This window comes from Rhodococcus sp. MSC1_016, from assembly GCF_023667485.2.
GTDB lineage: Bacteria > Actinomycetota > Actinomycetes > Mycobacteriales > Mycobacteriaceae > Rhodococcus_F > Rhodococcus_F oxybenzonivorans.
This window is the reverse complement of sequence record NZ_JAMOZI020000001.1, coordinates 1,628,991-1,652,534: the sequence shown is the minus strand read 5'-3', so window position 1 is coordinate 1,652,534 and position 23,544 is coordinate 1,628,991. Positions and strand designations below refer to the sequence as shown.

The window sequence follows — 23,544 nt, the reverse complement described above, 5'->3', positions numbered from 1 at the left end:
AGCAGATTTCGGCACTCGGGAATCAGACACGAGCGTTCACGTTACCCAGCGTCCACGCTAAACCCTGCCACCGGTCCGATGACCACGATGGCGGGCGGCCGAATCTGCTCTTCCTTCACCCGGGCCGCGACACTCTGCAGATCCGCGCGGAGCGTGCGCTGAGTGCGCAGTGTGCCCTCCTGGATGACGGTGACCGGGGTATCCACGGGCCTGCCGCCCGCCATCAGGACCGTCGCGAACGCGTCGATGCGTTCGACCGCCATCAGCAACACGATGGTGCCCTTCAGCCGCGCCAGCGCCGACCAGTCGACGAGAGAATCGGGATGGTCGGGAGCCACATGCCCGCTCACGACCACGAACTCGTGGGTGACTCCTCGGTGGGTCACCGGAATTCCGGCGGCCGACGGGACCGAGATCGCGCTGGTGATACCGGGGACCACCGTGACGGGGACGCCTGCTGCCGCGCACGCCTCGAGCTCTTCGTACCCCCGTCCGAACACGTAGGGGTCGCCGCCCTTGAGACGAACCACGAACTTGCCCGCCTTGGCGTTGTCGATCAGGGCGGCGTTGATGGCTTCCTGCGCCATCGCGCGGCCGTACGGAATCTTCGCAGCATCGATCACGTCGACATCGGGACCGAGTTCGGCCAGAAGCTCCGGCGGCGCCAGGCGATCGGCCACCACGACGTCGGCGCGCGACAGCAGTCGACGGCCACGGACGGTGATGAGGTCGGGGTCGCCGGGACCTCCGCCTACCAGCGCCACACCGGCTGCGGGCGCCTCGTCGGTGTCGGGAACGACTCCGGACTGCAGGCCCTCCACCAGGGCGTTTCTCACGGCCGCGGAGCGGCGGTGATCGCCGCCCGCCAGCACACCGATGCTCAAGCCGTCGTAGCCCGCACTGGCCGGGGTGACGGCTGTGCCGTACCGGGCGTTGTCTGCCCGGACACAGAACACCCTGTTCCGTTCGGCCTCGGCGACGATCGCCGCATTGGTGTCGGGTTCGTCCGTGCAGGCGATGGCGTACCAGGCGCCGTCGAGGTCACCGTCCCGATAGTCGCGCAATTCCAGGGTGATCTGACCGGACGTCGCCATCCCCTCGACCGCGGGAGTGACGGCGCGGCTGATCAGGTGCACGCGTGCTCCCGATGCGATGAGCAGGCCCAGTCGACGCTGTGCGACGCTTCCGCCACCGATCACGACCACACGGCGATCGGTCAAATTGAGGCCGACCAGGTAGTTGGTCTCGTCTCCGGTGGCGGCAGTCACGCGCTATCCCCGTTTCTCCAGATTTTCCGGTAAGTCTTGTCTCGAACCTACGAAACTTTACGGGCTGCCGCGACGACGACGCCATTCGCGGACCGTTTGGGAATGATCAGTGGCCCGCCGCCGGCGCTCAGTACCGCCGCCGCCTCCGCGATACTCGGCGACCCGGTGTGTGCATGCACCACGTCGGACGGGTGTGGGACGACGACGGCAGCGAGAGTCTCGGTGTCGAATCCGAGGACCGGAACCCCGAGTGCCGCGGCCGCACCCACGACGGCAGGCTCGTTCGCCTTGCGGTCGAGAGTGCCCAGGCAGATCACTGTCACGGGCGCCTCGACGCTCGCGGACTCCAACGCCGCGCGCACCGCCGAGACGATGTCGGCGCTCGACGCACTCGTGCGGAACCCGACGCCCACGCAGACCTCAACCACGGTCGGCGAAGTCGCGGGCGGCGCTCACGAACCGCGCGACAGCGGTGGGGTGTCCCGCCGGATGCGTGTGAAGGTACGACGCGTGAATGCCCCCTCCGGCGAAACCTTCGCGCGCGGGTGCACCGTCCCACGGCCGCCATCCCCACGCCGGCGTATAGCCGGGCGCCTCTGCCCGGGTGAGCGACGTTCGATGAAATTCGTGCCCCACCACCCGCTCGCCCGCAGCGAAGAGCGGCGAATCGGTCAATGCCACGGCATCGCGGTAGCCCAGAGTCAGGCGTGAGCCGAACGAGGCGTCGACATCGATCACCGATGCCATCGCCGAACCATCGAGGCTGCGCGCGAGATACAGCAGTCCGGCGCATTCGGCGTGTATCGGTGCGCCGCCGTCGGCGAGTGCGCGTATCTGAGCGAGGAGGCGCCCGTTCCCGGCGAGCGCGGCGGCATGCTCTTCCGGGAAGCCGCCCGGAAGGACGACTCCGGACGTGTCCGCGGGCAGTTCGTCGTGCAGCGGGTCGAAGGTCACGACGCGCGCCCCGGCCGCCGCGAGCAGTTCTCGATGTTCGGCGTACCCGAAAGTGAAGGCCCGGCCGCCGGCGATTGCCACCGTCGGGCGAGCACCGGCGGGCACCTCACCCACCTCGACGGTGGGATCCCACGCCGGTCCGTCGACCGCGGAGCTCGCAAGCGCCCGGATCGCCGCCAGATCGAGATGCCGGGCGGCCAGCCGAGTCATTGCCTCCACGGCCTGCATGGCAGCGGCGCCGTGTTCGGCAGCGGGAATGAGGCCCAGATGCCGGCTCGGCACTTCCAGCTCCGCCATCCGGGGAACCGCGCCCAGCACGGGGAGCCCGACACGCTCGCTCGCCTGCCGCAGCACCTCCTCGTGCCGGGCGCTTCCGACCCGGTTGAGGATCACACCGCCGATGCGCACCGACGCGTCATACGTCGAAAATCCGTGAAGCACAGCGGCCAGAGACTGGCTGTGCCCGCGGGCATCTACCACCAGCACGACGGGAGCGCCGAGCAGTGCCGCGACCTGTGCTGTCGACCCCTCGGCCGACGGCTCCGCAGACGCGGCGTCGATCTTGCCGTCGAACAATCCCATGACACCCTCGACCACGGCGATGTCGCACTCGGTGCTCCCGTGACGGTAGAGCGGGCCGATTCGGTTGGCGCCCACCATCACCGGGTCGAGATTGCGTCCGGGCCGACCCGCGGCCAAGGCATGGTAGCCGGGATCGATGTAGTCGGGGCCGACCTTGAACGGCGCCACCGCATTTCCCGACTGACCCAGCGCACCCATCAAGCCCGTGGCGACTGTCGTCTTTCCGCTCCCCGAGGCAGGGGCCGCAATGACTACGGCGGGAACCGCGGAGTGCGCAGTCACCACTCGATGCCTCGCTGGCCCTTGCGGCCGGCGTCCATCGGATGGGCGATCTTCGTCATTTCCGTCACGAGGTCGGCCGCGTCGATCAACGCCTGTGGGGCATCCCTGCCTGTGATGACGACGTGCTGAGCACCCGGCCGGTCACGCAGCACCGCGACGACCTCGTCGACGTCCACCCACCCCCATTTGAGGGGATAGGTGAACTCGTCGAGCACATAGAAACGGTGTTCCTCGGCAGCGAGCCGCCGGGCGATTTCACGCCATCCCTCGGCAGCGGCCGCGGCATGGTCTTCCTCGGAGCCGTGCTTCCGCGCCCACGACCAGCCCTCACCCATCTTGTGCCATTGGACGGCGCCGCCGACCCCGGTGTCCTCGTGAAGTTGCCCCAGGGCACGGAACGCCGCCTCCTCCCCCACCTTCCACTTGGCGCTCTTCACGAACTGGAACACCCCGACATCGAAGCCCTGGTTCCACGCACGCAACGCCATCCCGAAAGCCGCGGTGGATTTTCCCTTACCCGGGCCGGTGTGGACCGCGAGTATCGGTGCGTTCCTCCGCTGCCGTGTGGTGAGGCCGTCGTTCGGGACGTTCTCGGGAACACCTTTGGGCATGTCCTACTCTCCTACCGTTCGATAACACCCGGCTTCTTGTATGCCGGTTCCGTTACGTCGAATGTCGTTAAGCCGCAGCGCGAACGACACCTGCGACGTGCTGCGCGGAGAGTTCACCGAGTCGGACGTACCCACCACGCAGATGCCGGGCGAGTTCCGCCGCCAGACCGAGCCGGACCATTCCGGTCTCGCAATCCACCACCACCGAGGCGACTGCACTGTCGGCGAGCAACCCTGCCGCCACTCTGGCGCGGAGCAGAGCGTCCTTGCCGCCCGTGGCCCGTCCGTCGGTGAGTGTGACCACGAGCGCCCGCCGTTGCGGGTCACGGAGCCGCTCACGCAATACCACCTGCCGAGCCCGCAGAAAGCCTTCCGCCAGAGGCGATTTACCGCCGGTGCGCATCCCGCGCAGCCGACGGACCGCGATGTCCACCGACGAGGTCGGTGGCAGAACCAACTCGGCGTCTCGTCCACGCACGGTGATGACGGCCACCTTGTCCCGGCGCTGATAGGCATCGCGCAGGAGTGAGACGACGGCCCCGGTGACCGCGGACAGCCGATCTCGTGCCGCCATCGAGCCGGACGCGTCCACGACGAACACCACGAGGTTTCCCTCGCGGCCTTCTCGGACAGCGCCTCGCAGGTCGGCCGAGTCCAGAATCATCCGGCCGGCCGTGCGTCCGCGAGCGGCCTGCCGTTCCGCTGCCGCGAACAGCGTGCCCACGAGGTGCAGGCCGTGACCTTGCTCGCTCGCCGCCCGCACCGCTCGACCACGCGACGAGCGGGAACGCGAGCGCCGACCCGGCGCGCCTTCACCGACACCGGGAATCTCGAGCAGCTTGGTGGTGAACTGCGAGCCCGCCGGCCCGGCAGGCCGCTCCGGCGGCGGCGCTCCGCCCCCGGGTCCGCCCGGGTCGTCGGGTCCGTCGGGATCCTCCGCGGCCTCGCCCGCGGTCGGCTCGGACGAATCCTCGCTCGACGGTGCTTCGGCGGGCGGTTCGTCGGCCGCCGCCCTGGTGTCCTCGTCGGCCTGACGCAACGCCTCGTCGAGTTGATTCTGGTCGAGGCCCGGCTCGTCGAACGGGTCCCGCCTGCGCCGGTGCGGCAACGTCAACTCCGCAGCAACCCGCACGTCCTCTGCCGTCACGGCGTCCGCACCGCGCCAGGCGGCGTGCGCGGTGGCCGTGCGAGCGAGGACGAGATCGGCGCGCATACCGTCGACGTCGAACGAGGCGCACAGGAACGCGATCCGGCGCAGTTCGGTGTCGTCGAGCTGCACCGAATCGAGTCGATTGCGAGCTTCCAGGATGGCGGTAGCCAGAGCGTGATCCTGCTCGGCATAGCGAGCGGCGAACGTCTGCGGGTCGCGTTCGAAGTCGAGGCGCCGCCGCACCACCTCCATCCGCACATCGACGTCACGCGATGCAGCGACATCGACAGCGAGGCCGAAACGGTCCAGAAGCTGCGGCCGCAGTTCGCCTTCTTCCGGATTCATGGTGCCCACCAGAACGAACCGCGCCGGATGCGAATGGGAGATGCCGTCCCGCTCGATATGCACCCGGCCCATCGCTGCGGCGTCGAGAAGAACGTCGACCAGATGATCGTGCAGCAGATTCACTTCATCGACATAGAGAACGCCCTGATGGGCAGCGGACAACAGGCCCGGACGAAAGGCGCGTTCACCGTCGCGCAGAACTTTCTCGAGGTCGAGTGAACCGACCACACGGTCTTCGGTGGCTCCCACCGGCAACTCGACCAGCCGCGCGGGCCGCGGGCCGTTCTCGTCACGGACCGCCGGCAACAACGTGGTGAGCGCCCGGACGACCGTCGACTTGGCCGTGCCCTTCTCGCCCCGCACCAGGACGCCGCCGATGCCCGGGTGGACGGCGCACAGGACGAGCGCCAGACGCAGCTGGTCCTGGCCGACCACCGCACTGAACGGAAAACCCGTCGAGGAGTCCCGTGGAGACTGGTCCACGTCACGGTTCGTGCGCACGATGCATCCCTTCACGCCCCGGTTTCCTCGCCGAGAGCTGTTGGCTGGTACGAATGCCGCGGCGATCTGGCTGGGACTTCCTATTCGCCGCGCCCGTGGCAGCAGCGAATCAGAGATCCGTCACAGTGGCGGGACCGCGCCTGATTGGAACAGGACTTCCCCGCGGACATTCCTTCGCCGACCCTAGTCGGCGCTCACCGGCCCGCCGTCGACGGGGCACCCTGCGCATCCGATACCGACGCCGTATCCCCCGCACCGCGGGGCGCCCCGCCACCACGCTTCATGGGCACGTGCGGGATACCGTCCTCGACGAACTCCTCGCCATCCGGCGTGAATCCGTGCTTCGCATACATATCCACCAGGTAGGTCTGGGCGTTGATCCGGCAGGGTGCGGACCCCACCTCAGCGAGCGCCGCCCGCAGGAGACGAGTGGTATGGCCCTGCCCACGCGCGGGCCGCGACGTGCACAGTCGCCCGATGCGGAACGAGGTGGTGCCGTCGCCGTGCTCCTCGAGTAACCGGAGCGTGCAGACCACCTGGCCGTCCTGCTCCAACCAGAAATGGCGCGTCTCCGCCAGCAGATCCTGCCCGTCCAGCTCCGGGTACGGGCAGGCCTGCTCCACGACGAACACCTCGACTCGAAGCTTCAGCAACTCATAGAGCGTCTTGTTATCGAGATCGAGTGCCCACGAACGCTTCAGTGCTGCAGTTGCCGTCATGACAAGCAACTATGGCACAGGCGCGCTCGGCGCGCGCCCGCAGCCGAGCCCGCCCGTCGTCGTCAGACCGCGGCGACCGAGGCCTCTTCCACCGCGATGGTATCGAGCTGAAGAACCTTGGACGTGTGCTCCCAGACCTGCGCGAACAGCCCCGGTTCGTCAGTGAGCTTCACCCCGAGCGACGGCACCATTTCCTGCAGCTTCGGCTTCCAGGACTCGTACCGGTCCGGGAAGCAGCGCTCGAGCACGTCGAGCATGGCCGGCACAGCCGTGGACGCGCCGGGAGACGCACCGAGCAGACCGGCGATGCTGCCGTCCTCGGCATTGACCACGGCGGTGCCGAACTCGAGGACACCGCCCTTGCCCTTGGCCCGCCGGATGACCTGGACACGCTGGCCGGCGGTGATCAGTTCCCAATCCTTGCCGACGGCCTTGGGTACGAACTCGCGAAGCGTGTCGATGCGTCCGGCCTCCGACTTCGTGAGCTCGCTGATCAGGTATTTGACCAGGCCGAGTTCACTGACACCGACGCCGAGCATCGACAGAAGGTTGTCGGGCTTGACCGAACCGGGGAGGTCGGTGACGCGACCTTCCTTGAGGAATTTAGGTGACCAGCCGGCGTATGGGCCGAACAGCAGTCCGGGCTTGCTACCGATCACCCGGGTATCGAGGTGCGGCACCGACATGGGCGGAGCGCCCACGGCAGCCTTGCCGTACACCTTGGCGCGGTGCTGGTCGATGAGTTCCGGATTGGTGCAGCGCAGGAATGCTCCGCTGACCGGAAATCCGCCGAAGCCCTTGGCCTCGGAGATACCCGACTTCTGCAGGAGATGCAGGGCACCGCCGCCGGCGCCGACGAAGACGAACTTGCTGCGCACCACCTTTTTGGCACCGTTGCGACGGTTCGTGACCTTGACGACCCAGCTGCCGTCGGACTGCTTGGTGAGATCGGTGACCTCGTGACCGAAATGCACGATGCCGCCGGATGCACCGACGTAGCCGAGAAGCTGCTTGGTGAGAGCACCGAAGTCGACGTCGGTGCCGTTCTCGGTCCAGTTCAGCGCGATCGGATCGCTGTAGTCACGGCCCTTCGCCATCAACGGCAGGCGGCGGGCGAACTCGACCGGATCCTCCACGTATTCCATGCCCGCGAAGAGAGGGTGTCCGGCGAGCGCGTCGTAACGGGCGCGCAGATACTTCACGTTGGCCTCGCCGTGCACGAAGCTGACGTGGGGAATCGGGTTGATGAATTCCTTCGGCTTGGTCAGGACGCCGTTCTCCACGGCGTGCGCCCAGAACTGGCGCGACACCTGGAACTGCTCGTTGACGTTGACGGCCTTCGCGATCTCGACGGTGCCGTCGGGGTTCTCGGGCGTGTAGTTGAGTTCACACAACGCGGAGTGACCGGTGCCGGCGTTGTTCCACGGGTCGCTGCTCTCGGCCGCGACGGCGTCGAGCCGTTCGAAGGTGGTGATCGACCAGTCGGGCTGCACCTGCCGCAGGATCGCCCCCAACGTCGCGCTCATGATGCCCGCGCCCACCAGCACTACATCCGTCTTCGTCTCTACCGCGTTCTGATCTGACACTGGAGAATCGACTTCCTTGTCCATTAGCCGTGCGCGCATCCGCCTGCCGTGTTCGCCGCATAGGTTACCCGCGCGTATGAGCGGAAGTTACCTGCCCCAATTGTGCCCCTCCCCGCGGCCCGGGATCGCCCATTAGATTGTGATCTGTGACTACATGGGCTCCCGACGTCCTCGGCGACGGATATCAGCAGTTGACCATCCCCCTCGGTACCGATCCCGACGGCGAAGGTGAGGTCGAGGCAACGTTGATCCGTTACCAGCCCGCACAGGAGACGAAGCGGACCGGCCGAGCCGTGCTCTACGTGCACGGGTTCACCGACTACTTTTTCCAGAAACACCTGGCCGAGCACTTCGCCGACCAGGGATACGCCTTCTTCGCCCTGGACCTGCGCAAGTGTGGTCGTTCCCTCAAACCCGGTCAGACGGCGCACTTCGTGTCGGACCTCACGCTGTACGACGCCGAACTGGACGAAGCGCTCCGCGTCGTGCGCGAGCAGACCGGCGAGGGCCAGGTCCTGCTGGTCGCACACTCCACCGGGGGACTCGTACTCCCGCTGTGGCTGCACCGACGGCAGAAGAAGGCCGGCGGCACCGCGGCCCTCGGCGTCAGCGGCGTCATCCTGAACAGCCCGTGGTTCGACCTGCAGGGGCCGTCGTATCTGCGAAATGTGGGAACGGTGGCCGTCGACGCACTGGGCCGTGTCAAGCGGAAGTCGATCGTTCCGAAGACCACCCTCGACACCTACGGGGTGAGTCTCCACGTCGACGGCAACGGAATCTGGAACTACAACCTGGACTGGAAACCGCTGGGCGGCTTTCCCGTCACCTTCGGCTGGCTCCGGGCGGTGCGCCGCGGGCATGCGCAACTGCACCGGGGTCTCGATATCGGTGTTCCTGCGCTGATTCTGCGTTCCAAGGCGTCGTACTTCGCTCCGAGGTACGACCCTCAGGTCGACACAGCCGATGCAGTCCTCGATGTCCGGCAGATCGCCCGGTGGGCCGGGTGTCTCGGCGACCGCACGACGATAGTGCCCATTCCGGGCGCCCGGCACGACGTCTTCCTGTCTTCGGACGAACCCCGCGCCCAGGCGTTCGCCGAGGTGGACCTCTGGCTCGACTGGCTGCACGGCCACAATTCCGCGGAGGCGCCGCGATGACCCACTTCGATCTCGCTATCATCGGCTCCGGGTCGGGCAATTCCCTTCCCGACGAACGCTTTTCGGACAAGAAGATCGCACTCCTCGAGAAAGGCACGTTCGGCGGGACGTGCCTGAACGTCGGGTGCATTCCGACCAAGATGTTCGTCTACGCCGCGGAAGTGGCCCGCACGGTCACCGATACCGCGAAATTCGGCGTCGACGCCCAGCTCGAGGGTGTGCGCTGGCCCGACATCGTCAAAAGGGTCTTCGGCCGCATCGATCCCATCTCCGCGGGCGGTGAGCGCTACCGCGCGGAAGACACCCCGAATACGACGCTCTTCCGCGGGCACGCGTCCTTCGTCGGGCCGCGGACGATCGACACCGGAACAGGTGAGGTCATCACCGCGGATCAGGTGGTCATCGCTGCGGGATCGCGGCCGATCATCCCGGACGTCGTGCGCAGTTCGGGCGTGCCGTACTACACCAACGACGACATCATGCGGCTCCCCGAGCTCCCCGAGCGCCTGGTGATCATCGGAGCCGGGTTCATCGCCGCGGAGTTCGCGCACGTGTTCTCGGCACTGGGCACGCGGGTGTCGCTGATCTCGCGGGGCGAGCACCTCTTGCGCCATCTGGACGACGACGTGGCCCGTCAGTTCACCGATCTGGCGGTCTCGAAGTGGGATGTGCACCGTGGCCGGACGGTGGCGTCGGTCCGCCCGGACGGTGCCGGGATCGCGGTGGAACTCGACAACGGACGGGTCGTGTCGGGCGACGCCCTCCTCGTGGCCACCGGCCGTCGATCCAACGGGGACGTGATCGATGCTGCCGCCGGCGGCATCGACCTCGACCAGGGGCGCGTCGTCGTCGACGAGTTCCAGCGCACCAGCGCCGAGGGGGTGTTCGCGCTCGGCGACGTCTCTTCGCCCTATCAGCTCAAGCACGTTGCCAACCACGAAGCGCGCGTCGTCCAGCACAACCTGTTGCGGGACGCGTGGCAGGACACGTCGGGCCTGCGCCGTACCGACCATCGTGTCGTGCCCGCGGCTGTGTTCACCGACCCGCAGATCGCCCACGTCGGGCTCACCGAGCGCGAGGCTCGGGACGCGGGCTGGGACGTCACCGTGAAGATTCAGGCCTACGGCGACGTCGCCTACGGGTGGGCCATGGAAGACGACGAGGGTTTCTGCAAGATCATCGCCGAGCGTGGCACCGGGCGACTGCTGGGCGCACATGTGATCGGCGCACAGGCCTCCACGGTGATCCAGCCCTTGATCCAGGCCATGAGTTTCGATGTGACGGCACACCGGTTGGCCCGGGGCCAGTACTGGATACACCCGGCTCTCCCCGAGGTCGTCGAGAACGCCCTGCTCGGACTCGACGTCGACGACAGCGGCCTGTAATCGACTCGGCGCTCGCTACCAGGGGCTGGTGCGGAGAACGATCTCGGTGGCGAGCGCGGCGGCAGCGGAGGCCGGGACATTGGTGACACCGTCGAGGTCCACGACGCGGAAATCCGAGTAGACGAACCGACCACTCGCATCGGCCTCGGCTCGCCGCGTGGGGCTTCCGACCATCACGGTGGTCGGGAGCTCCACCGGTGGGCATCCCGCCTCGCGGACCACACCTTTGTCGTCGGGCGCCGCCGGGTGACCCCGATCGGCAACGACGAGACTGGCGAAGCGCCCGAACTGGCGAGCGGCCAGCGTCCAGGCGAGCTCGGCGCCCTCGCGGCTTCCCACGAGGTTGACCCATCCCACCTTCAGCTCGTCGAGCAGCCCCATCACAGCGGAGTCGTCGAGACCTTCGATGGACTCGGGCACGATGGTGCGCAGATCCGAATTGTGCAGGCGGGCGCACACATCGTCGTAGACGTCCGGGGCGTCCCCCGCACCGGGCAGCAGCAGGACAGCGTGCCTGGTCGCCGGCCCGTCGAGCCGAACAGTGCAGTCTCCGTCTCCCACAGCCACGTGTGTCAGTTCCATGGCAGAAAACCTACGCGATCCGCGCCGCATTGCGCTCGCGCCTTACCCGGTCCGGTTCACAACGCTGGTCCGGCAGATCGGAGCATGGCCGATCGTGCGCGGGCAACTGCCTAGAAAGAGAGGCGGGAGCCGATGGTGGCCAGCCCCTCCGGGGCACCTTCACCGATCAAGATGTCCAGGGCGCCTACATCCACGTGCTTCTCGACGAGATCAGCCAACAGGTCGAGCTGCGCGACCCGCACGGCGGCCACGTCGGTGTCGGGGGCGGGGACGAAGCCGGTTCGACCCGAATGCTCCGCGACATCGTCGAGGAGTAGACGGCGGAATCGATCGTTCTCGAGCAGACCGTGCCAGTGCGTTCCGTAGACAGCTCCGCGGATACTGCCCTCCGCCGCCCCGGTGCTCGCGTAGAGCAGCGGCTGATCACCGTTACGCCGGACCCGACCGTGGTGTATTTCGTAACCGTCGACCGGGACGCCGTACGCGTCACCGGTGACCCGGCCCAGCACTTTGTCTGCCGCGAACTCCACCTCGAGGTCGAGCAGTCCCAGACCCGGGGTCTGGCCGCGACCGGATTCGACGTCGTCGACGATCACGGAGCCGAGCATCTGGTAGCCGCCGCAGACGCCGAGTACCGGGCGGCCGAGTTTCGCCTGCGCCACCACGGCATCGGCAATTCCGTTGCGCCGCATCCACTCGAGGTCCGACACCGTCGACTTGCTGCCGGGCAGGACGATCAGGTCGGCATCCTGCAGGCGGGAAGGGTCATTGACCCAGCGAACCGAAACTCCGGGTTCGCACGCCAACGCTTCCACATCCGTCGAGTTGGAAATTCGTGGCAGGCGGATCGCCGCCACCCGCAGCCATTCGCTTCCCACCGGCGATCCGGGACGCCCGACGGGGGCGTCGCCCACGACGCCGAGCGAATCTTCCGCGTCCAGCCACAGGTCGTCCGCGAACGGAATGACACCGAGGGTCGGCCGGCCGGTCAGAGCAGTCAACTGTTCGAGGCCGGGGGTCAGCAACGACACGTCGCCGCGGAACTTGTTGACCACGAAGCCGGCGATCAACGCCTGATCTTCGGGCGAGAGCACAGCCACCGTGCCGAAGAGGTGGGCCAGCACTCCGCCGCGGTCGATGTCGCCGACCACGAGCACCGGAATCCGGGCGGCGCGGGCAAGGCCCATGTTGGCCAGATCCGTTGCGCGCAAATTGACCTCGGCGGGTGAGCCCGCGCCCTCACAGATCACCACGTCGAACTCGTTCCGCAGGGACGCCAGTTCCTCGGCCACCACCACCCGGAGATGGTCGCGGTGCTCGATGTAATCGCGGGCACCGACGGAAGTGACCGCGCGGCCACGCACCACCAGCTGGGACGTCCGATCACTCCCCGGTTTGAGCAGCACCGGGTTGAAACGCACGCTCGGCTCCAGTCCACACGCGGCGGCCTGCAGCGCCTGCGCACGTCCGATTTCGCCGCCGTCGAGAGTGACGACGGAATTGTTGGACATGTTCTGCGCTTTGAACGGCGCCACCCGGACACCGCGACGCGCCAGCATCCGGCACAAGCCGGCGACGAGCACGCTCTTCCCCGCGTCCGACGTAGTTCCGGCGACGAGTAGTGCGCCCTTCAGTTGGCCCGGGCTCAAGGCAGGGTGAGAATCTCGGCGCCGGTCTCGGTGACCACGATCGTGTGCTCGAACTGGGCAGTCCACGAGCGATCCTTGGTGACCACGGTCCAGTCGTCTTCCCAGACCTCCCAGGCGATGTCACCGAGATTGATCATCGGCTCGATCGTGAACACCATTCCCGGTTCGATCACCGTGTCGACCGACGGCTCGTCGTAGTGCAGGATGACGAGGCCGTTGTGGAACGTGGTGCCGATGCCGTGGCCGGTGAAGTCCCGGACCACGCCGTAGCCGAAGCGGTGGGCATACGATTCGATGACCCTGCCGATCACGTTGAGCGCGCGTCCGGGCTTGACCGCCTTGATGGCCCGCATCGTGGCCTCGTGCGTCCTCTCCACCAGCAAGCGGTTCTCCTCGGCGACGTCGCCTGCGAGGAAGGTCGCGTTGGTGTCTCCGTGCACCCCGCCGATGTAGGCCGTGACGTCGATGTTGACGATGTCACCGTCCTGGATGACGGTCGAATCCGGGATCCCGTGGCAGATCACCTCGTTGAGCGAGGTGCAGCAGGATTTCGGAAAACCCTTGTAACCCAGCGTCGACGGATAGGCGCCGTGGTCGATCATGTATTCGTGAGCGATGCGGTCGAGTTCATCGGTGGTGACGCCGGGCGCCACCGCCTTTCCCGCCTCCTGAAGAGCGCGGGCGGCGATCTGGCTCGCCAGGCGCATGGCCTCGATCGTCTCGGGTGTCTGCACCCACGGCTCGTGACCCTCGTTGGCCGTCGGCTTCCACGCGTACTCGGGCCGCTCGATACTCGCAGGCACGGCGAGGACGGGTGACACGGTTCCGGGGCTCAATGCTGTGCGGACAGACATGGGTATCAGGGTAGACCTGCCCTTCTCCGTGCGCCTTTCTGGTAGCGGGAACTACCAGAAAGGCGCACGAGCGCGAAGCGCCTACCGCTGGCGCAGGAGGTAGCGCTGCACCTTGCCGCTGGGAGTCTTGGGAAGGTGCGGAACGAAGTGCACGGTGCGCGGATAGGCGTGTGCAGCGAACTTCTTCTTCACCAAGGTCTGCAGCTCGGCTTCGAGTGCGTCGGTGCCCTCGACTCCGTCGCGGAGGACGACGAAGGCTTCGAGTACCTCACCGCGCAGGTCGTCGGGCATTCCGACGACCGCGGCCTCGACAACGGAGTCGTGCATGACGAGCACGCTCTCCACGTCGAAGGGCCCGATCCGGTATCCGGCCATGATGATGACGTCGTCGTCGCGGGCCGAGAAGAAATAGAAGCCGTCCTCGTCGGTCTGGCCCGCGTCGCCGGTGAGGTACCAGCGGCCGTCGCCGGTGAAGCGCTGCGCGGTCTTCTCGGGGGCGTCGACGTACCCGGTGAACCACAACAGCGGGCTGTTCCGGGTGTCGATAGCGACCCGGCCCGGTGTCCGGGGCGGGGCGATCGCGTCGGAGTCGTCGGCGAGTACCGCGCAGGACCAGCCTGGGAGCGGCTTGCCCATCGAGCCGTCGCGGACCTCGTCCTGCAGACCGTCCGCCCACGCATTGGCGATGAACATTCCGTGCTCGGTCTGGCCGTAATGGTCGCGCACGAGCACCCCGAGGTTCGCCTTCGACCACGAGATCACGTCCGGGGTGAGTGGTTCACCGGCAGACGACGCACGCCGCAACCGCACCGTCTCGGGGATCGGCGTCGGATCCGCCCGCAGACTCCGGTAAACGGTCGGGGCGGCCGCAAAGTTGGTGACCCCGAAGCGTTCCATGACCTTCCAGGTGAGCGGCGCCGAGAATCCCGCGTGCAGCAGGATGCTGCGCGTCCCCGCGGCGAGCGGCCCGAGCAGTGCGTAGTAGAGGCCGTACGCCCATCCCGGGTCCGCGGCGTTCCAGAAGACGTCGTCCTTGCGAACGTCGAGCCCGAACTCCTGGTAGGCGTGGAACGACGCCAGCGCCCGAACCGGGACCGGCACGCCCTTGGGGGTTCCGGTGGTTCCACTGGTGAACAACTGGACGAGGGGTCCGTCACCGCCGACGGCAACGGCCGCACCCCGGGCATCGCTGGGATCGTGCGACGTCAACAGCGTCTCGAAGTCCACCGTGCCGGACTTCTCGCCGCCGACGACCACCACCTGCCAGGGCGCGTCTGCCGGAATGTCCTCACCGGGCGTCAGCTTGTCCAGCTGGTTCGCATCGGCGATCACAACTTTCGCTTTGCTCGCCTCGAGTCGGAACGCGATGGCCGGGGAGGCGAATGCCGTGAACAACGGAACGTGGACCGCCCCGCGACGCCAGATCCCGAGCAGGGCTACGACCAGTTCGGCCGACTTGCCCATCAGCGTCGCCACGTGCTCACCCGGTTCGACACCGAGGTCCGCCAAGGCTGCCGCACACCGTGACGACTGTTCACGAAGGAATCCGTAGGTGAGGTCCGTCGAGGTCAGATCCGCTTCCACAACGGTGAACGCCACGTCGTCGGCAGGGTGTCGATCACACAGCAACTCCGCCGCGGCGGCGGTCGGCGTGTCGTACTGGTCGAGCAATTCACGCACGCGTGCGGTGGGATCGGTGGTCATGCGGTACTCCTCGTATTCTGCGGGCTGGTAAATCGGGGTCCGAACGTTCGCGGGGCCGGGTCGGCGACGGCGTGGCCTCATCCGAACTCGCTACGGTTATGATCTAGCTCACAGACCGCCCTGACTACCCCCGGAAAGGGGTGACCCACTTGGTTCTCCCGTCGCTACTACGCCCCCGGGACGGCGACGCCCTGCGCGGTGAGCTGCGCACGATCGCCGCCCAGGGTGTCGTGCCGGTCCTCTTCGGCGGCGAAGTGAGCGACGACACTCTCCATCTCAGCGAATTCTTCGGAACGCGTACCAACAACCTCAAAGGGCTGGCCATCCCACCGCTGTCCGGCCTCGGCGGCCGAGTGGTGGCTCAGCGCAGGCCTGTCTCGGTCAACGACTACAGCTCCTCCCAGACCATCACGCACCACTTCGACCGCCCCGTCCTCAGCGAGGGGCTCCGCTCCATCCTGGCCGTGCCCGTCATCGTGCAGGGCAAATCCCGGGCCGTCCTCTACGCCGCCATCCGCGAGTGCGCCCCGATCGGTGATCGGACCGCGGATGTCGTCGTCGCGGCCTCGCGCCGACTCGGTACGGAGATCGCCATTCGTGACGAGGTCGACCGCCGCCTCCAGATGCTCACGACACTGGACGCGCAGGGTGTCGACGGCGCCACCACCGAAGAGCTTCGCGACATACACGCTCAGATGCGGAGTGTGGCCCAGACTGTCAACGATCCGTCGTTGCAGGAGCAGTTGCGCGGGTTGTCCGAGCGGCTCGCGGCAGTTGTCAGCCCCGGTGGCGGCGATGGTGCGGACGCGTCTGACGACCCTGGTATCACCCTCACCCCCCGAGAGATCGACGTGCTGGCGCACGTCGCGCTGGGATGCACCAACGCCGAGGTCGCCCAGCGGCTGTCGGTGGGAGCCGAGACCGTCAAGAGTTACTTGCGCAGTGCCATGAACAAGCTGGACGCGCGGTCCCGCCACGAAGCCGTGGTCACCGCACGGCGGCTGGGATTACTCCCTTAGCGACAAGCGTCTTCTCGGCCGGGAAGCGCGAGCGCAGCGAAAGGCGGTGGGTCATGGGATCGACAACGGATTCGAACGCGTCGAGCTCGAATGCGTCCGGTGCGAGTTCTTCCGAGCAGCCGAGCCTGAAGCGGGTCATGGGTCCCGGTCTGCTTCTGTTGTTCATCGTCGGCGACATCCTCGGAACCGGCATCTACGCGCTGACCGGCAAGGTGGCGAATCAGGTCGGTGGCGCGGTGTGGTTGCCCTTTCTCATCGCCTTCCTCGTCGCCATCGTCACGGCCTTCAGCTACCTCGAACTCGTCACCAAGTTCCCCAAGGCAGCGGGAGCTGCGCTGTACACACACAAGGCTTTCGGGGTGCACTTCCTGACGTACATGGTGGCTTTCGCCGTGATGTGCTCCGGCATCACGTCTGCCTCGACAGCGTCGCGTGCCTTCGCGGCCAACTTCGTCGAAGCCTTCGATCTCGATTTCACCACCGGAATCGGGATCACCCTCCTCGGTCTCGCGTTCATGACGGTCGTGGGAATCATCAACTTCCGTGGGGTCAGCGAGAGCGTCAAAACCAATGTGGTCCTCACGTGCATCGAGTTGTCCGGGCTTCTGATCATCATCATGATCGGACTGTGGGCACTCGGCGTGGGCGACGGCGACTTCTCCCGGGTCGCCACGTTCGACACCGGTGAACGGTCCCCGGTCGGCGCCGTGATCGCGGGTACCGCGCTCGCCTTCTTCGCGATGGTCGGTTTCGAGGATTCGGTCAACATGGCCGAGGAGTGCAAGGAACCCAGCCGAATCTTCCCCAAGGTGTTGCTGACGGGACTTCTCGTCACGGGGGCGATCTACGTGTTCGTCTCCATCACGGCCATCGCGCTCGTACCTGTGAGCGACCTCGGCGAAGGTGACACACCACTGCTCAAGGTGGTGCAGGCCGGCGCCCCCGGCTTCCCGATCGGGATCTTCGCCTTCATCACCATGTTCGCGGTCGCCAATACCGCACTGATCAACATGCTGATGGCAAGCCGGCTGCTGTACGGCATGAGCCGCGAGAAGGTACTCCCTCCTCCGTTCGGGAGAGTGCACGCCCGCCGCCGCACTCCGTACGTGGCCATCGTCTTCACCACGCTCGTCGCGTTCGGCTTGATCACGTTCGTCGGTGAGGTGCCCGAACTCGGCGGCACCACGGCCCTGCTCCTGCTGTGCGTGTTCACGATCGTGAACATCACCGTGCTGGTCCTCCGGAAACAGCCCGTGGAGCACAAGCACTTCCGGGTTCCGACGATTCTCCCGATCGTCGGCACCCTGACGTGTGGCTTCCTCGCCACACCCTTCGCCGACCGCCCGATCGTGCAGTATCAGATCGCCGGCGTGCTACTCGGGATCGGCGTCGTCCTCTGGGCGGGCACAGTGCTCGTGAACAAGAGGCTCGGAAAAGGCGGCCCGGAACTCGATCCCGAAAAGCTCGCCGAACACGAGTAGCACCTCAGAGAGCATCCCTCAGAAGGCGAGCGTTGCGGACGCTGACGCAGGGCACCCCACGGGCCCTCGCCTGCTGCATCGCCATGGCTTCCGCTGGGGTGCAGAGTCCGTCGAGGACGTCTTCGGTGGCGATGACGCACAGGACGTCTCCGTCGCAGGAGCTGATCGACGCGATTCCGCGGCCCGACGCCCACTGCTTCATCGCCAGCCACTGAGTCAATTCCGTGCCTGGGTCCGGATTGCCGACGAACAACAATGTGCGGACGCCATCCGATGCGTCCACCCGAGTTTCTTCCGAGACGAGTGTCATGTGTGAAAGTTCCTGTTTGCGTCGCTCTTCGATCCCGCGGTTGCGAAAATCTTCTGCCACCCACTATGGGCGCTCCCGGCGGCGGTGTCTGTCCCCCGACCGGGTCCCTGAACCGACTACACCTGTGTCCCCCGATCGGCCGATGGCTCCTCGGCACAACCCGATATCGATGGACACCGGCGCGGGGTCAATACCCTTCGGGCAACGCCGCGAACATGTCCCGGGTGACGGCGACGGCGTTGTCGGAGCTCCCGCCCCGGACCACCAGTGTGGCGAAGGCGAGATCGCCTCGATAACCGACGAACCAGGCGTGCGAGCCACCCTCGACTTCGGCCTCCCCCGTCTTTCCGTATACCTCGCCCTGATCCTCGATCCGTTCAGCTGTGCCACTGGTCACCACGAGCCTCATCATCGAGCGCAAACCCTCGACCATGTCGGGGCTGATCGGCGGATGGTCACCCTCGATCACGGTCTCGCGTCCGGCGATCAACCGCGGAACGGGAGTCGAACCGTGCGCGATCGTCGCCGCGGCCAGGGCCATTCCGAACGGACTGACCACGACCTTGCCCTGGCCGAAGCCGTCCTCTGTTCGTTGCACCAGCTCTTCGGCCGGCGGGACGGAGCCGGAATCGGTCGGCAGGCCCACGACCTGGTAGTCGGGGCCGATCCCGTACTGCGACGCCGCGACCGTCAGCGCGTCGGGCTTCATCTCACTGGCCAGTTTCGCGAACGAGGTGTTGCACGAGCGGGCGAATGCCGTGGCCATCGGCACGGTGCCCAGCGCGAACTCGTTGTAGTTGGGAACGCTGCGCTCCCCGATCTCGATACGTCCCGGACACGGCACCATCGTGTCGGGGCTCGCGATCCCCGAAGAGATGGCTGCCCCGGCGGTGATGATCTTGAACGTCGATCCCGGAGGGTAGAGACCTGTCAGGGCGACCGGCCCGTCCCGGTCTGCCGCCTTGTTCTGCGCCACCGCGAGAACGTCTCCGGTCGACGGCTGGATCACCACCATCATGGCCTGGTCGGTCCTGGCATTGACGGCGTTCTGCGCCGCAACCTGAATGGGCCGGTCGAGGCTGATCGAGAAGGACGGGGAGGTCTGCGGCGGGGTCTCGGTGAGGACATCCGTGTCGACGCCGTTCTGGTTGACGGTGACCACGCTCCACCCGGCTTTGCCGTCGACCTCGTCGATCACCGTCTTCTTCACCTGTCCGACGAGGTCCGGGGCGAAAGTGCGATCCGTGGCCACCAGGTCCGCCTCGTCCGAGACGCTGACTCCGGGAAGGGCACCGAGGACGCCCGCGACCCGCTCGTAGTCTTCGGACCGCAGTCGGGTGACGAGGTAGTCACCCTCGACCGCCGTCGCAGATTCCGCGATCGACTGCGCGGTGAGCGTGGTGTCGAACGGGGAGAGCGCGGCGGCAAGACCCTGCGCCGTGGAGATGACGTTGCCCGACTCCCCGGCGTCGAACTTGACGCGGTACACGACTCCGGGAACCAGAACATCCGAACCGGAGTGCTCGTTGACGCGAGCGCGGGGCGCCGCGGTCGACCGGAGCGACATCGTCTGCCGGTCGCCGAGCCGAGGGTGGATGTTGGTGGAGCTCCACCGGACCGCCCACTCCCCGTTCCGGCGCCCCATCTGCAGCTCACCGGAGTAGGTCCAGACTCGATTCTTCGGTAGATGCCATTCGTAGGCGTAGCCGACGGTGGCCGTGTCTCCCTTGATGTCCACGTCGGTCGTCTTCGCCTCGAGCGACTCCGCCTGCAGCGACTCCCAGGCCGACTCGAGAACTCGTTGAGCATCGTCGGGCCGATCGGACAATTGTGCGGCCTGCCCGGAATCGCGGTCGGCGAAGGCGGTGAGAAATGCCTGAGCGGCGGGCGCGGGGCCGTCGGGCTTCGGTGTGCACGCCGTCGAGCCGAGGATCAGCGCGGCCGCGCCGCCGAGGGCGATGGACCGCACGACGCGGAATCGAGTGGTTGGCCAGAGGTTCATCGCCGCTCATGGTATGTCTCCGACCACCGTCGGCACGGTAGGCGGCCAGCGAGTCAGTCCAGGAGAATTGTGGCGAACGTCGCGACTTGGCTGAAACCGATGCGCGCGTACGCACTGCGGGCCACGGTGTTGAAGCTGTTGACATACAGACTGGCGATCCGGCCGTCCGCGATGACGGCCTCCGCCACGGTTGCCGTTCCCGCGGCCCCGAATCCCTGCCCTCGATACATCGGGTGGACCCAGACGCCCTGGATCTGTCCCACCCGCGACGACACCGACCCGACCTCGGCCTTGAAGATCACCTGTTCGTCCTCGAACCGGGCCCAGGCTCGGCCGGCGGCGATGAGATTGGCGACCCGGCGCCGGTACCCGCGACCGCCGTCATTGGCGCGGGGGTCGACGCCGACTTCCTCGATGAACATGGCCACCGCTGCGGGAAGGTACTGCTCGAGTTCGTGCATCCGGACTTGGCGGACGAGCGGATCGGGGCGGCAGTGCGGCTTGCCGGCCAACGCGAGGAGAGGCTGGTCGGCCCGGACCTCGCGAGCGGGGCCCCAGTCCATTTCCAGCATCTCCCACAACGGCAGTGTCAGCTCGGCCCGGCCCACCAGCGACGAACACATGCGGGGCGTTCGGCAGGCTCGGTCTGCGAACGCGCGCATGTCGTCGACGCTGCCGCGAAGCGGAACGAAGTTGGCACCGGAGAAACACAGAGACTCGAGCGGTCCTCCTCGACTCCACAACTCCCCGTGGATCATCCGCGGATCGACTCCGCATTCTTCGACGCGCGCGGCGACCATGCAGGCGGCGACAGGATCGGCGTCGAGAACGCGGAGCACATGTGCCGCGTCTCGACTGCTCAACTGTTTGGCACCGAGGAGCTTGAGCATCTACCCAACCTTGTCAGCTAGTGGTTCTGCCCACCAGATTGCCACGAACACGCCAGAAACGGGAGACGTTTCGATGCCCAGGGGCGGGCGAGTCAGCTGACGGTCACGACGGGGGACCCGGCCGACGCGTCACCCTCCATCTCTTCCGCGATGCGCATCGCTTCCTCGATGAGCGTTTCGACAATCTGCGCTTCCGGCACAGTCTTGATCACTTTGCCCTTCACGAAGATCTGGCCCTTGCCGTTTCCGGAGGCCACTCCGAGGTCTGCCTCGCGAGCCTCGCCGGGACCGTTCACCACGCAGCCCATGACGGCGACGCGCAGCGGGATTTCCATGCCTTCGAGCCCGGCGGTCACTTCGTCGGCCAACGTGTAGACGTCCACCTGGGCGCGCCCACAGGAGGGGCACGACACGATCTCGAGCTTGCGCGGTCGCAGGTTCAGCGATTGCAGGATCTGCGTTCCGACCTTGATTTCCTCAGCGGGCGGCGCCGACAGCGATACCCGGATGGTGTCGCCGATGCCCTCGGAAAGGAGCGCACCGAAGGCGACGGCCGACTTGATCGTTCCCTGGAACGCCGGACCGGCCTCGGTCACGCCCAGGTGCAGGGGGTAGTCGCACTGCGCTGCCAGCTGACGGTAGGCCTCCACCATGATCACCGGGTCGTTGTGCTTCACCGATATCTTGATGTCGCCGAACCCGTGTTCCTCGAAAAGCCCGGCTTCCCACAGAGCCGACTCGACGAGCGCTTCCGGCGTCGCCTTGCCGTACTTCTGCATCAGCCGGGGGTCGAGCGACCCGGCGTTGACTCCGATGCGGATCGGAATGCCGGCGTCACCGGCCGCCTTGGCGACTTCCTTGACGCGTCCGTCGAACTCCTTGATGTTGCCCGGGTTCACGCGCACCGCGGCGCACCCCGCCTCGATGGCCGCGAAGATGTAGCGCGGTTGGAAGTGGATATCGGCGATAACCGGGATCTGGCTCTTCTTCGCAATCGTCGCGAGTGCGTCGGCGTCCTCCTGGCGCGGGCAGGCGACTCGGACGATGTCGCAGCCGGACGCGGTGAGCTCGGCGATCTGCTGGAGGGTCGCGTTGACGTCGTGGGTCTTCGTGGTGCACATCGACTGCACGGACACCGGAAAATCGCTGCCGACGCCGACTGTCCCGACCTGCAGTTGGCGGGTCTTGCGGCGGGGCGCGAGAACGGCGGCCGGGCCTTCGGGCATACCCAATCCGACAGGGCTGGTCACGTGGGTGCCTTCTTTCGTAGCTTCAGGTCCGAGTTTAGCGATCACTGGAAGAGCTTGATCGGGTTGACGATGTCGGCGGTGAGGGTGAGCAGCATGTATGCGCCGCCGATGACGATCACGACATAGGTCACGGGCAGCAACTTCAGGTAGTCCACGGGGCCGCCTCGGGGCAACCCTCGCCTGCTCCGGAACCAGTCGCGAATTCGCTCGTAGAGCGTCACTGCCATGTGTCCGCCGTCGAGTGGGAGCAGCGGGAGCATGTTGAACATGCCGAGGAAGAAGTTGAGGCTTGCGAGGAGGAGAACGAACGCTTCCCAGATCCCCTGTTCGGCGATCTGGCCGCCGATCACGCTCGCGCCGTACACGGAGATCGGTGTCTCCGGGTCCCGTTCCCCGCCGGTCACGGCGTGCCACAGGTCGACAGCCTTGCTCGGCATCTGCACCAGACGTTCGGCTGTCATGACGAACATGTCACCGGTGAATCCGAAGGAGGCCGGGACCGCGGACACCGCCGAATGCTCGACGACGGCCGGGGGCGCGGCGATGCCGACAGCACCGACGGTCGCCTCATGCGGTTGACTCTCCCCCTCCTCCTGGACCCACCGCTGCACCTGCTGGACGGGAACGACGACCGTCTGCTCGGTGCCGTCCCGTTCGATCGTGAAGTCCACTGCACCCGACAGAGGTCGCGTTGCGGCGGCGACGTCCGCGAAGGTAGGCGTCTCCTTGCCGTCCACCGCGACGATGATGTCGCCCGCCCGGATACCGGCCTCCTCGGCGGGCCCGGTACCGGTGCACGGAGACAGCGCGTAGTCGGGAGCGGGACCCTGGGTGGCGGCAACACAGCCGACCGCACCGACCTCGGCATGGCTGGGCCGGTTCAGGTCGGGCAGACCCCACCCGACGGCAAGGACGTACACCAGGACGAGACCGAGGAGGAAGTTCATGCCGATGCCCCCGGACATCACGGCGAGGCGTTTCCAGGTCGCCTTCTTGTACATCGCCCGGTCTTCTTCGTCCGGCGCGAGTTCGTCGAGGGCCGTCATTCCCGCGATGTCACAGAAGCCACCGAGCGGCAGGGCCTTGAGCCCGTACTCGGTTTCACCGCGGCGGAAGGAGAAGATTCTGGGGCCGAAACCGATGAAGTATCGACGGACCTTCATGCCGGTGGCCTGAGCCACCCACATGTGACCCGCTTCGTGAAGCGCGATCGACAGTGCGATTCCGAGGGCGAAGAGAACAACGCCCACTGCGAACACCATG

At 66.8% G+C, this 23,544-nt stretch carries 20 protein-coding genes; 4 read left to right on the top strand and 16 right to left on the bottom strand.

The features are described from left to right. Nucleotides 1-41: 41 nt before the first annotated feature. From cobA to mqo, 7 genes are all read right to left on the bottom strand, one after another. On the bottom strand, nucleotides 42-1,268 hold the full coding sequence (gene cobA, locus L1080_RS07680; RefSeq protein ID WP_159926201.1) for a uroporphyrinogen-III C-methyltransferase: 1,227 nt from the start codon (nucleotides 1,266-1,268) through the stop codon (nucleotides 42-44). A gap of 47 nt (nucleotides 1,269-1,315) precedes the next feature. Next, on the bottom strand, nucleotides 1,316-1,681 hold the full coding sequence (locus L1080_RS07675) for a cobalamin biosynthesis protein (protein WP_236603304.1): 366 nt from the start codon (nucleotides 1,679-1,681) through the stop codon (nucleotides 1,316-1,318). A 7-nt stretch (nucleotides 1,682-1,688) separates the two neighbouring features. Beyond that, nucleotides 1,689-3,089 carry a cobyrinate a,c-diamide synthase gene (locus tag L1080_RS07670; RefSeq protein WP_159926196.1) on the bottom strand — a complete coding sequence of 467 codons (1,401 nt, stop codon included), beginning with the start codon at nucleotides 3,087-3,089 and terminating at the stop codon, nucleotides 1,689-1,691. Beyond that, on the bottom strand, nucleotides 3,083-3,697 hold the full coding sequence (cobO, locus tag L1080_RS07665) for a cob(I)yrinic acid a,c-diamide adenosyltransferase (protein ID WP_109330876.1): 615 nt from the start codon (nucleotides 3,695-3,697) through the stop codon (nucleotides 3,083-3,085). Before cobO ends, L1080_RS07670 begins: the two co-directional genes overlap by 7 nt. A 67-nt stretch (nucleotides 3,698-3,764) precedes the next feature. After that, nucleotides 3,765-5,693: a magnesium chelatase subunit D family protein gene (locus L1080_RS07660; RefSeq protein ID WP_374432503.1), complete on the bottom strand. Its 1,929-nt coding sequence runs from the start codon at nucleotides 5,691-5,693 to the stop codon at nucleotides 3,765-3,767. Nucleotides 5,694-5,887: 194 nt separating this feature from the next. Next, nucleotides 5,888-6,412, bottom strand: a complete 525-nt coding sequence (locus L1080_RS07655) for a GNAT family N-acetyltransferase (RefSeq protein ID WP_159926192.1) — start codon at nucleotides 6,410-6,412, stop codon at nucleotides 5,888-5,890. Between the two features lie 62 nt (nucleotides 6,413-6,474). Next, nucleotides 6,475-8,022, bottom strand: a complete 1,548-nt coding sequence (gene mqo / locus L1080_RS07650) for a malate dehydrogenase (quinone) (RefSeq protein ID WP_159927616.1) — start codon at nucleotides 8,020-8,022, stop codon at nucleotides 6,475-6,477. A 122-nt stretch (nucleotides 8,023-8,144) separates the two neighbouring features. On the opposite strand from mqo, the gene L1080_RS07645 reads away from it, so the two are divergent. Beyond that, nucleotides 8,145-9,155 (top strand): alpha/beta hydrolase, encoded by a 1,011-nt coding sequence (locus L1080_RS07645; protein WP_159926190.1) that lies wholly within the window; start codon nucleotides 8,145-8,147, stop codon nucleotides 9,153-9,155. Next, nucleotides 9,152-10,540, top strand: coding sequence for a mycothione reductase (gene mtr / locus L1080_RS07640; protein WP_250764339.1), 1,389 nt, complete (start codon nucleotides 9,152-9,154; stop codon nucleotides 10,538-10,540). Before L1080_RS07645 ends, mtr begins: the two co-directional genes overlap by 4 nt. 15 nt (nucleotides 10,541-10,555) lie before the next feature. Here mtr and L1080_RS07635 read toward each other — a convergent pair whose 3' ends face one another. The 4 genes from L1080_RS07635 to L1080_RS07620 form a co-directional block, all read right to left on the bottom strand. Further along, complete coding sequence (locus tag L1080_RS07635; RefSeq protein WP_250764342.1) at nucleotides 10,556-11,122, bottom strand: alpha/beta fold hydrolase; 567 nt, start codon at nucleotides 11,120-11,122, stop codon at nucleotides 10,556-10,558. Nucleotides 11,123-11,232: 110 nt separating this feature from the next. Further along, nucleotides 11,233-12,756, bottom strand: coding sequence for a cobyric acid synthase (locus L1080_RS07630; protein WP_374432552.1), 1,524 nt, complete (start codon nucleotides 12,754-12,756; stop codon nucleotides 11,233-11,235). A gap of 11 nt (nucleotides 12,757-12,767) precedes the next feature. Continuing rightward, entirely contained in the window at nucleotides 12,768-13,625 is an 858-nt protein-coding gene (gene map / locus L1080_RS07625) for a type I methionyl aminopeptidase (RefSeq protein ID WP_213571678.1), read from the bottom strand. A gap of 81 nt (nucleotides 13,626-13,706) precedes the next feature. Next, nucleotides 13,707-15,329 carry an AMP-binding protein gene (locus L1080_RS07620; RefSeq protein ID WP_159926180.1) on the bottom strand — a complete coding sequence of 541 codons (1,623 nt, stop codon included), beginning with the start codon at nucleotides 15,327-15,329 and terminating at the stop codon, nucleotides 13,707-13,709. A gap of 140 nt (nucleotides 15,330-15,469) precedes the next feature. Between L1080_RS07620 and L1080_RS07615 the strand changes: the two genes are divergently transcribed. Both L1080_RS07615 and L1080_RS07610 read left to right on the top strand, forming a co-directional pair. After that, nucleotides 15,470-16,348, top strand: coding sequence for a LuxR C-terminal-related transcriptional regulator (locus tag L1080_RS07615; RefSeq protein ID WP_159926178.1), 879 nt, complete (start codon nucleotides 15,470-15,472; stop codon nucleotides 16,346-16,348). Nucleotides 16,349-16,401: 53 nt separating this feature from the next. Next, nucleotides 16,402-17,829, top strand: a complete 1,428-nt coding sequence (locus L1080_RS07610) for an APC family permease (protein ID WP_250764351.1) — start codon at nucleotides 16,402-16,404, stop codon at nucleotides 17,827-17,829. Between the two features lie 4 nt (nucleotides 17,830-17,833). Here the strand turns inward: L1080_RS07610 and L1080_RS07605 are convergent, their stop codons facing one another. From L1080_RS07605 to L1080_RS07585, 5 genes are all read right to left on the bottom strand, one after another. Beyond that, nucleotides 17,834-18,139, bottom strand: a complete 306-nt coding sequence (locus L1080_RS07605; protein ID WP_250764354.1) for a hypothetical protein — start codon at nucleotides 18,137-18,139, stop codon at nucleotides 17,834-17,836. A gap of 187 nt (nucleotides 18,140-18,326) precedes the next feature. Beyond that, nucleotides 18,327-20,141: a penicillin-binding transpeptidase domain-containing protein gene (locus tag L1080_RS07600; protein WP_250764356.1), complete on the bottom strand. Its 1,815-nt coding sequence runs from the start codon at nucleotides 20,139-20,141 to the stop codon at nucleotides 18,327-18,329. 53 nt (nucleotides 20,142-20,194) lie between these two features. After that, the gene (locus L1080_RS07595) at nucleotides 20,195-21,031 is read right to left on the bottom strand and encodes a GNAT family N-acetyltransferase (protein WP_109330903.1); all 837 of its coding nucleotides are present in this window, start codon (nucleotides 21,029-21,031) and stop codon (nucleotides 20,195-20,197) included. A 92-nt stretch (nucleotides 21,032-21,123) separates the two neighbouring features. After that, the gene (ispG, locus tag L1080_RS07590; protein WP_213571672.1) at nucleotides 21,124-22,281 is read right to left on the bottom strand and encodes a flavodoxin-dependent (E)-4-hydroxy-3-methylbut-2-enyl-diphosphate synthase; all 1,158 of its coding nucleotides are present in this window, start codon (nucleotides 22,279-22,281) and stop codon (nucleotides 21,124-21,126) included. Between the two features lie 41 nt (nucleotides 22,282-22,322). Continuing rightward, nucleotides 22,323-23,543 carry a M50 family metallopeptidase gene (locus tag L1080_RS07585; protein ID WP_159926166.1) on the bottom strand — a complete coding sequence of 407 codons (1,221 nt, stop codon included), beginning with the start codon at nucleotides 23,541-23,543 and terminating at the stop codon, nucleotides 22,323-22,325. Between the last annotated feature and the right edge of the window lies 1 nt (nucleotide 23,544).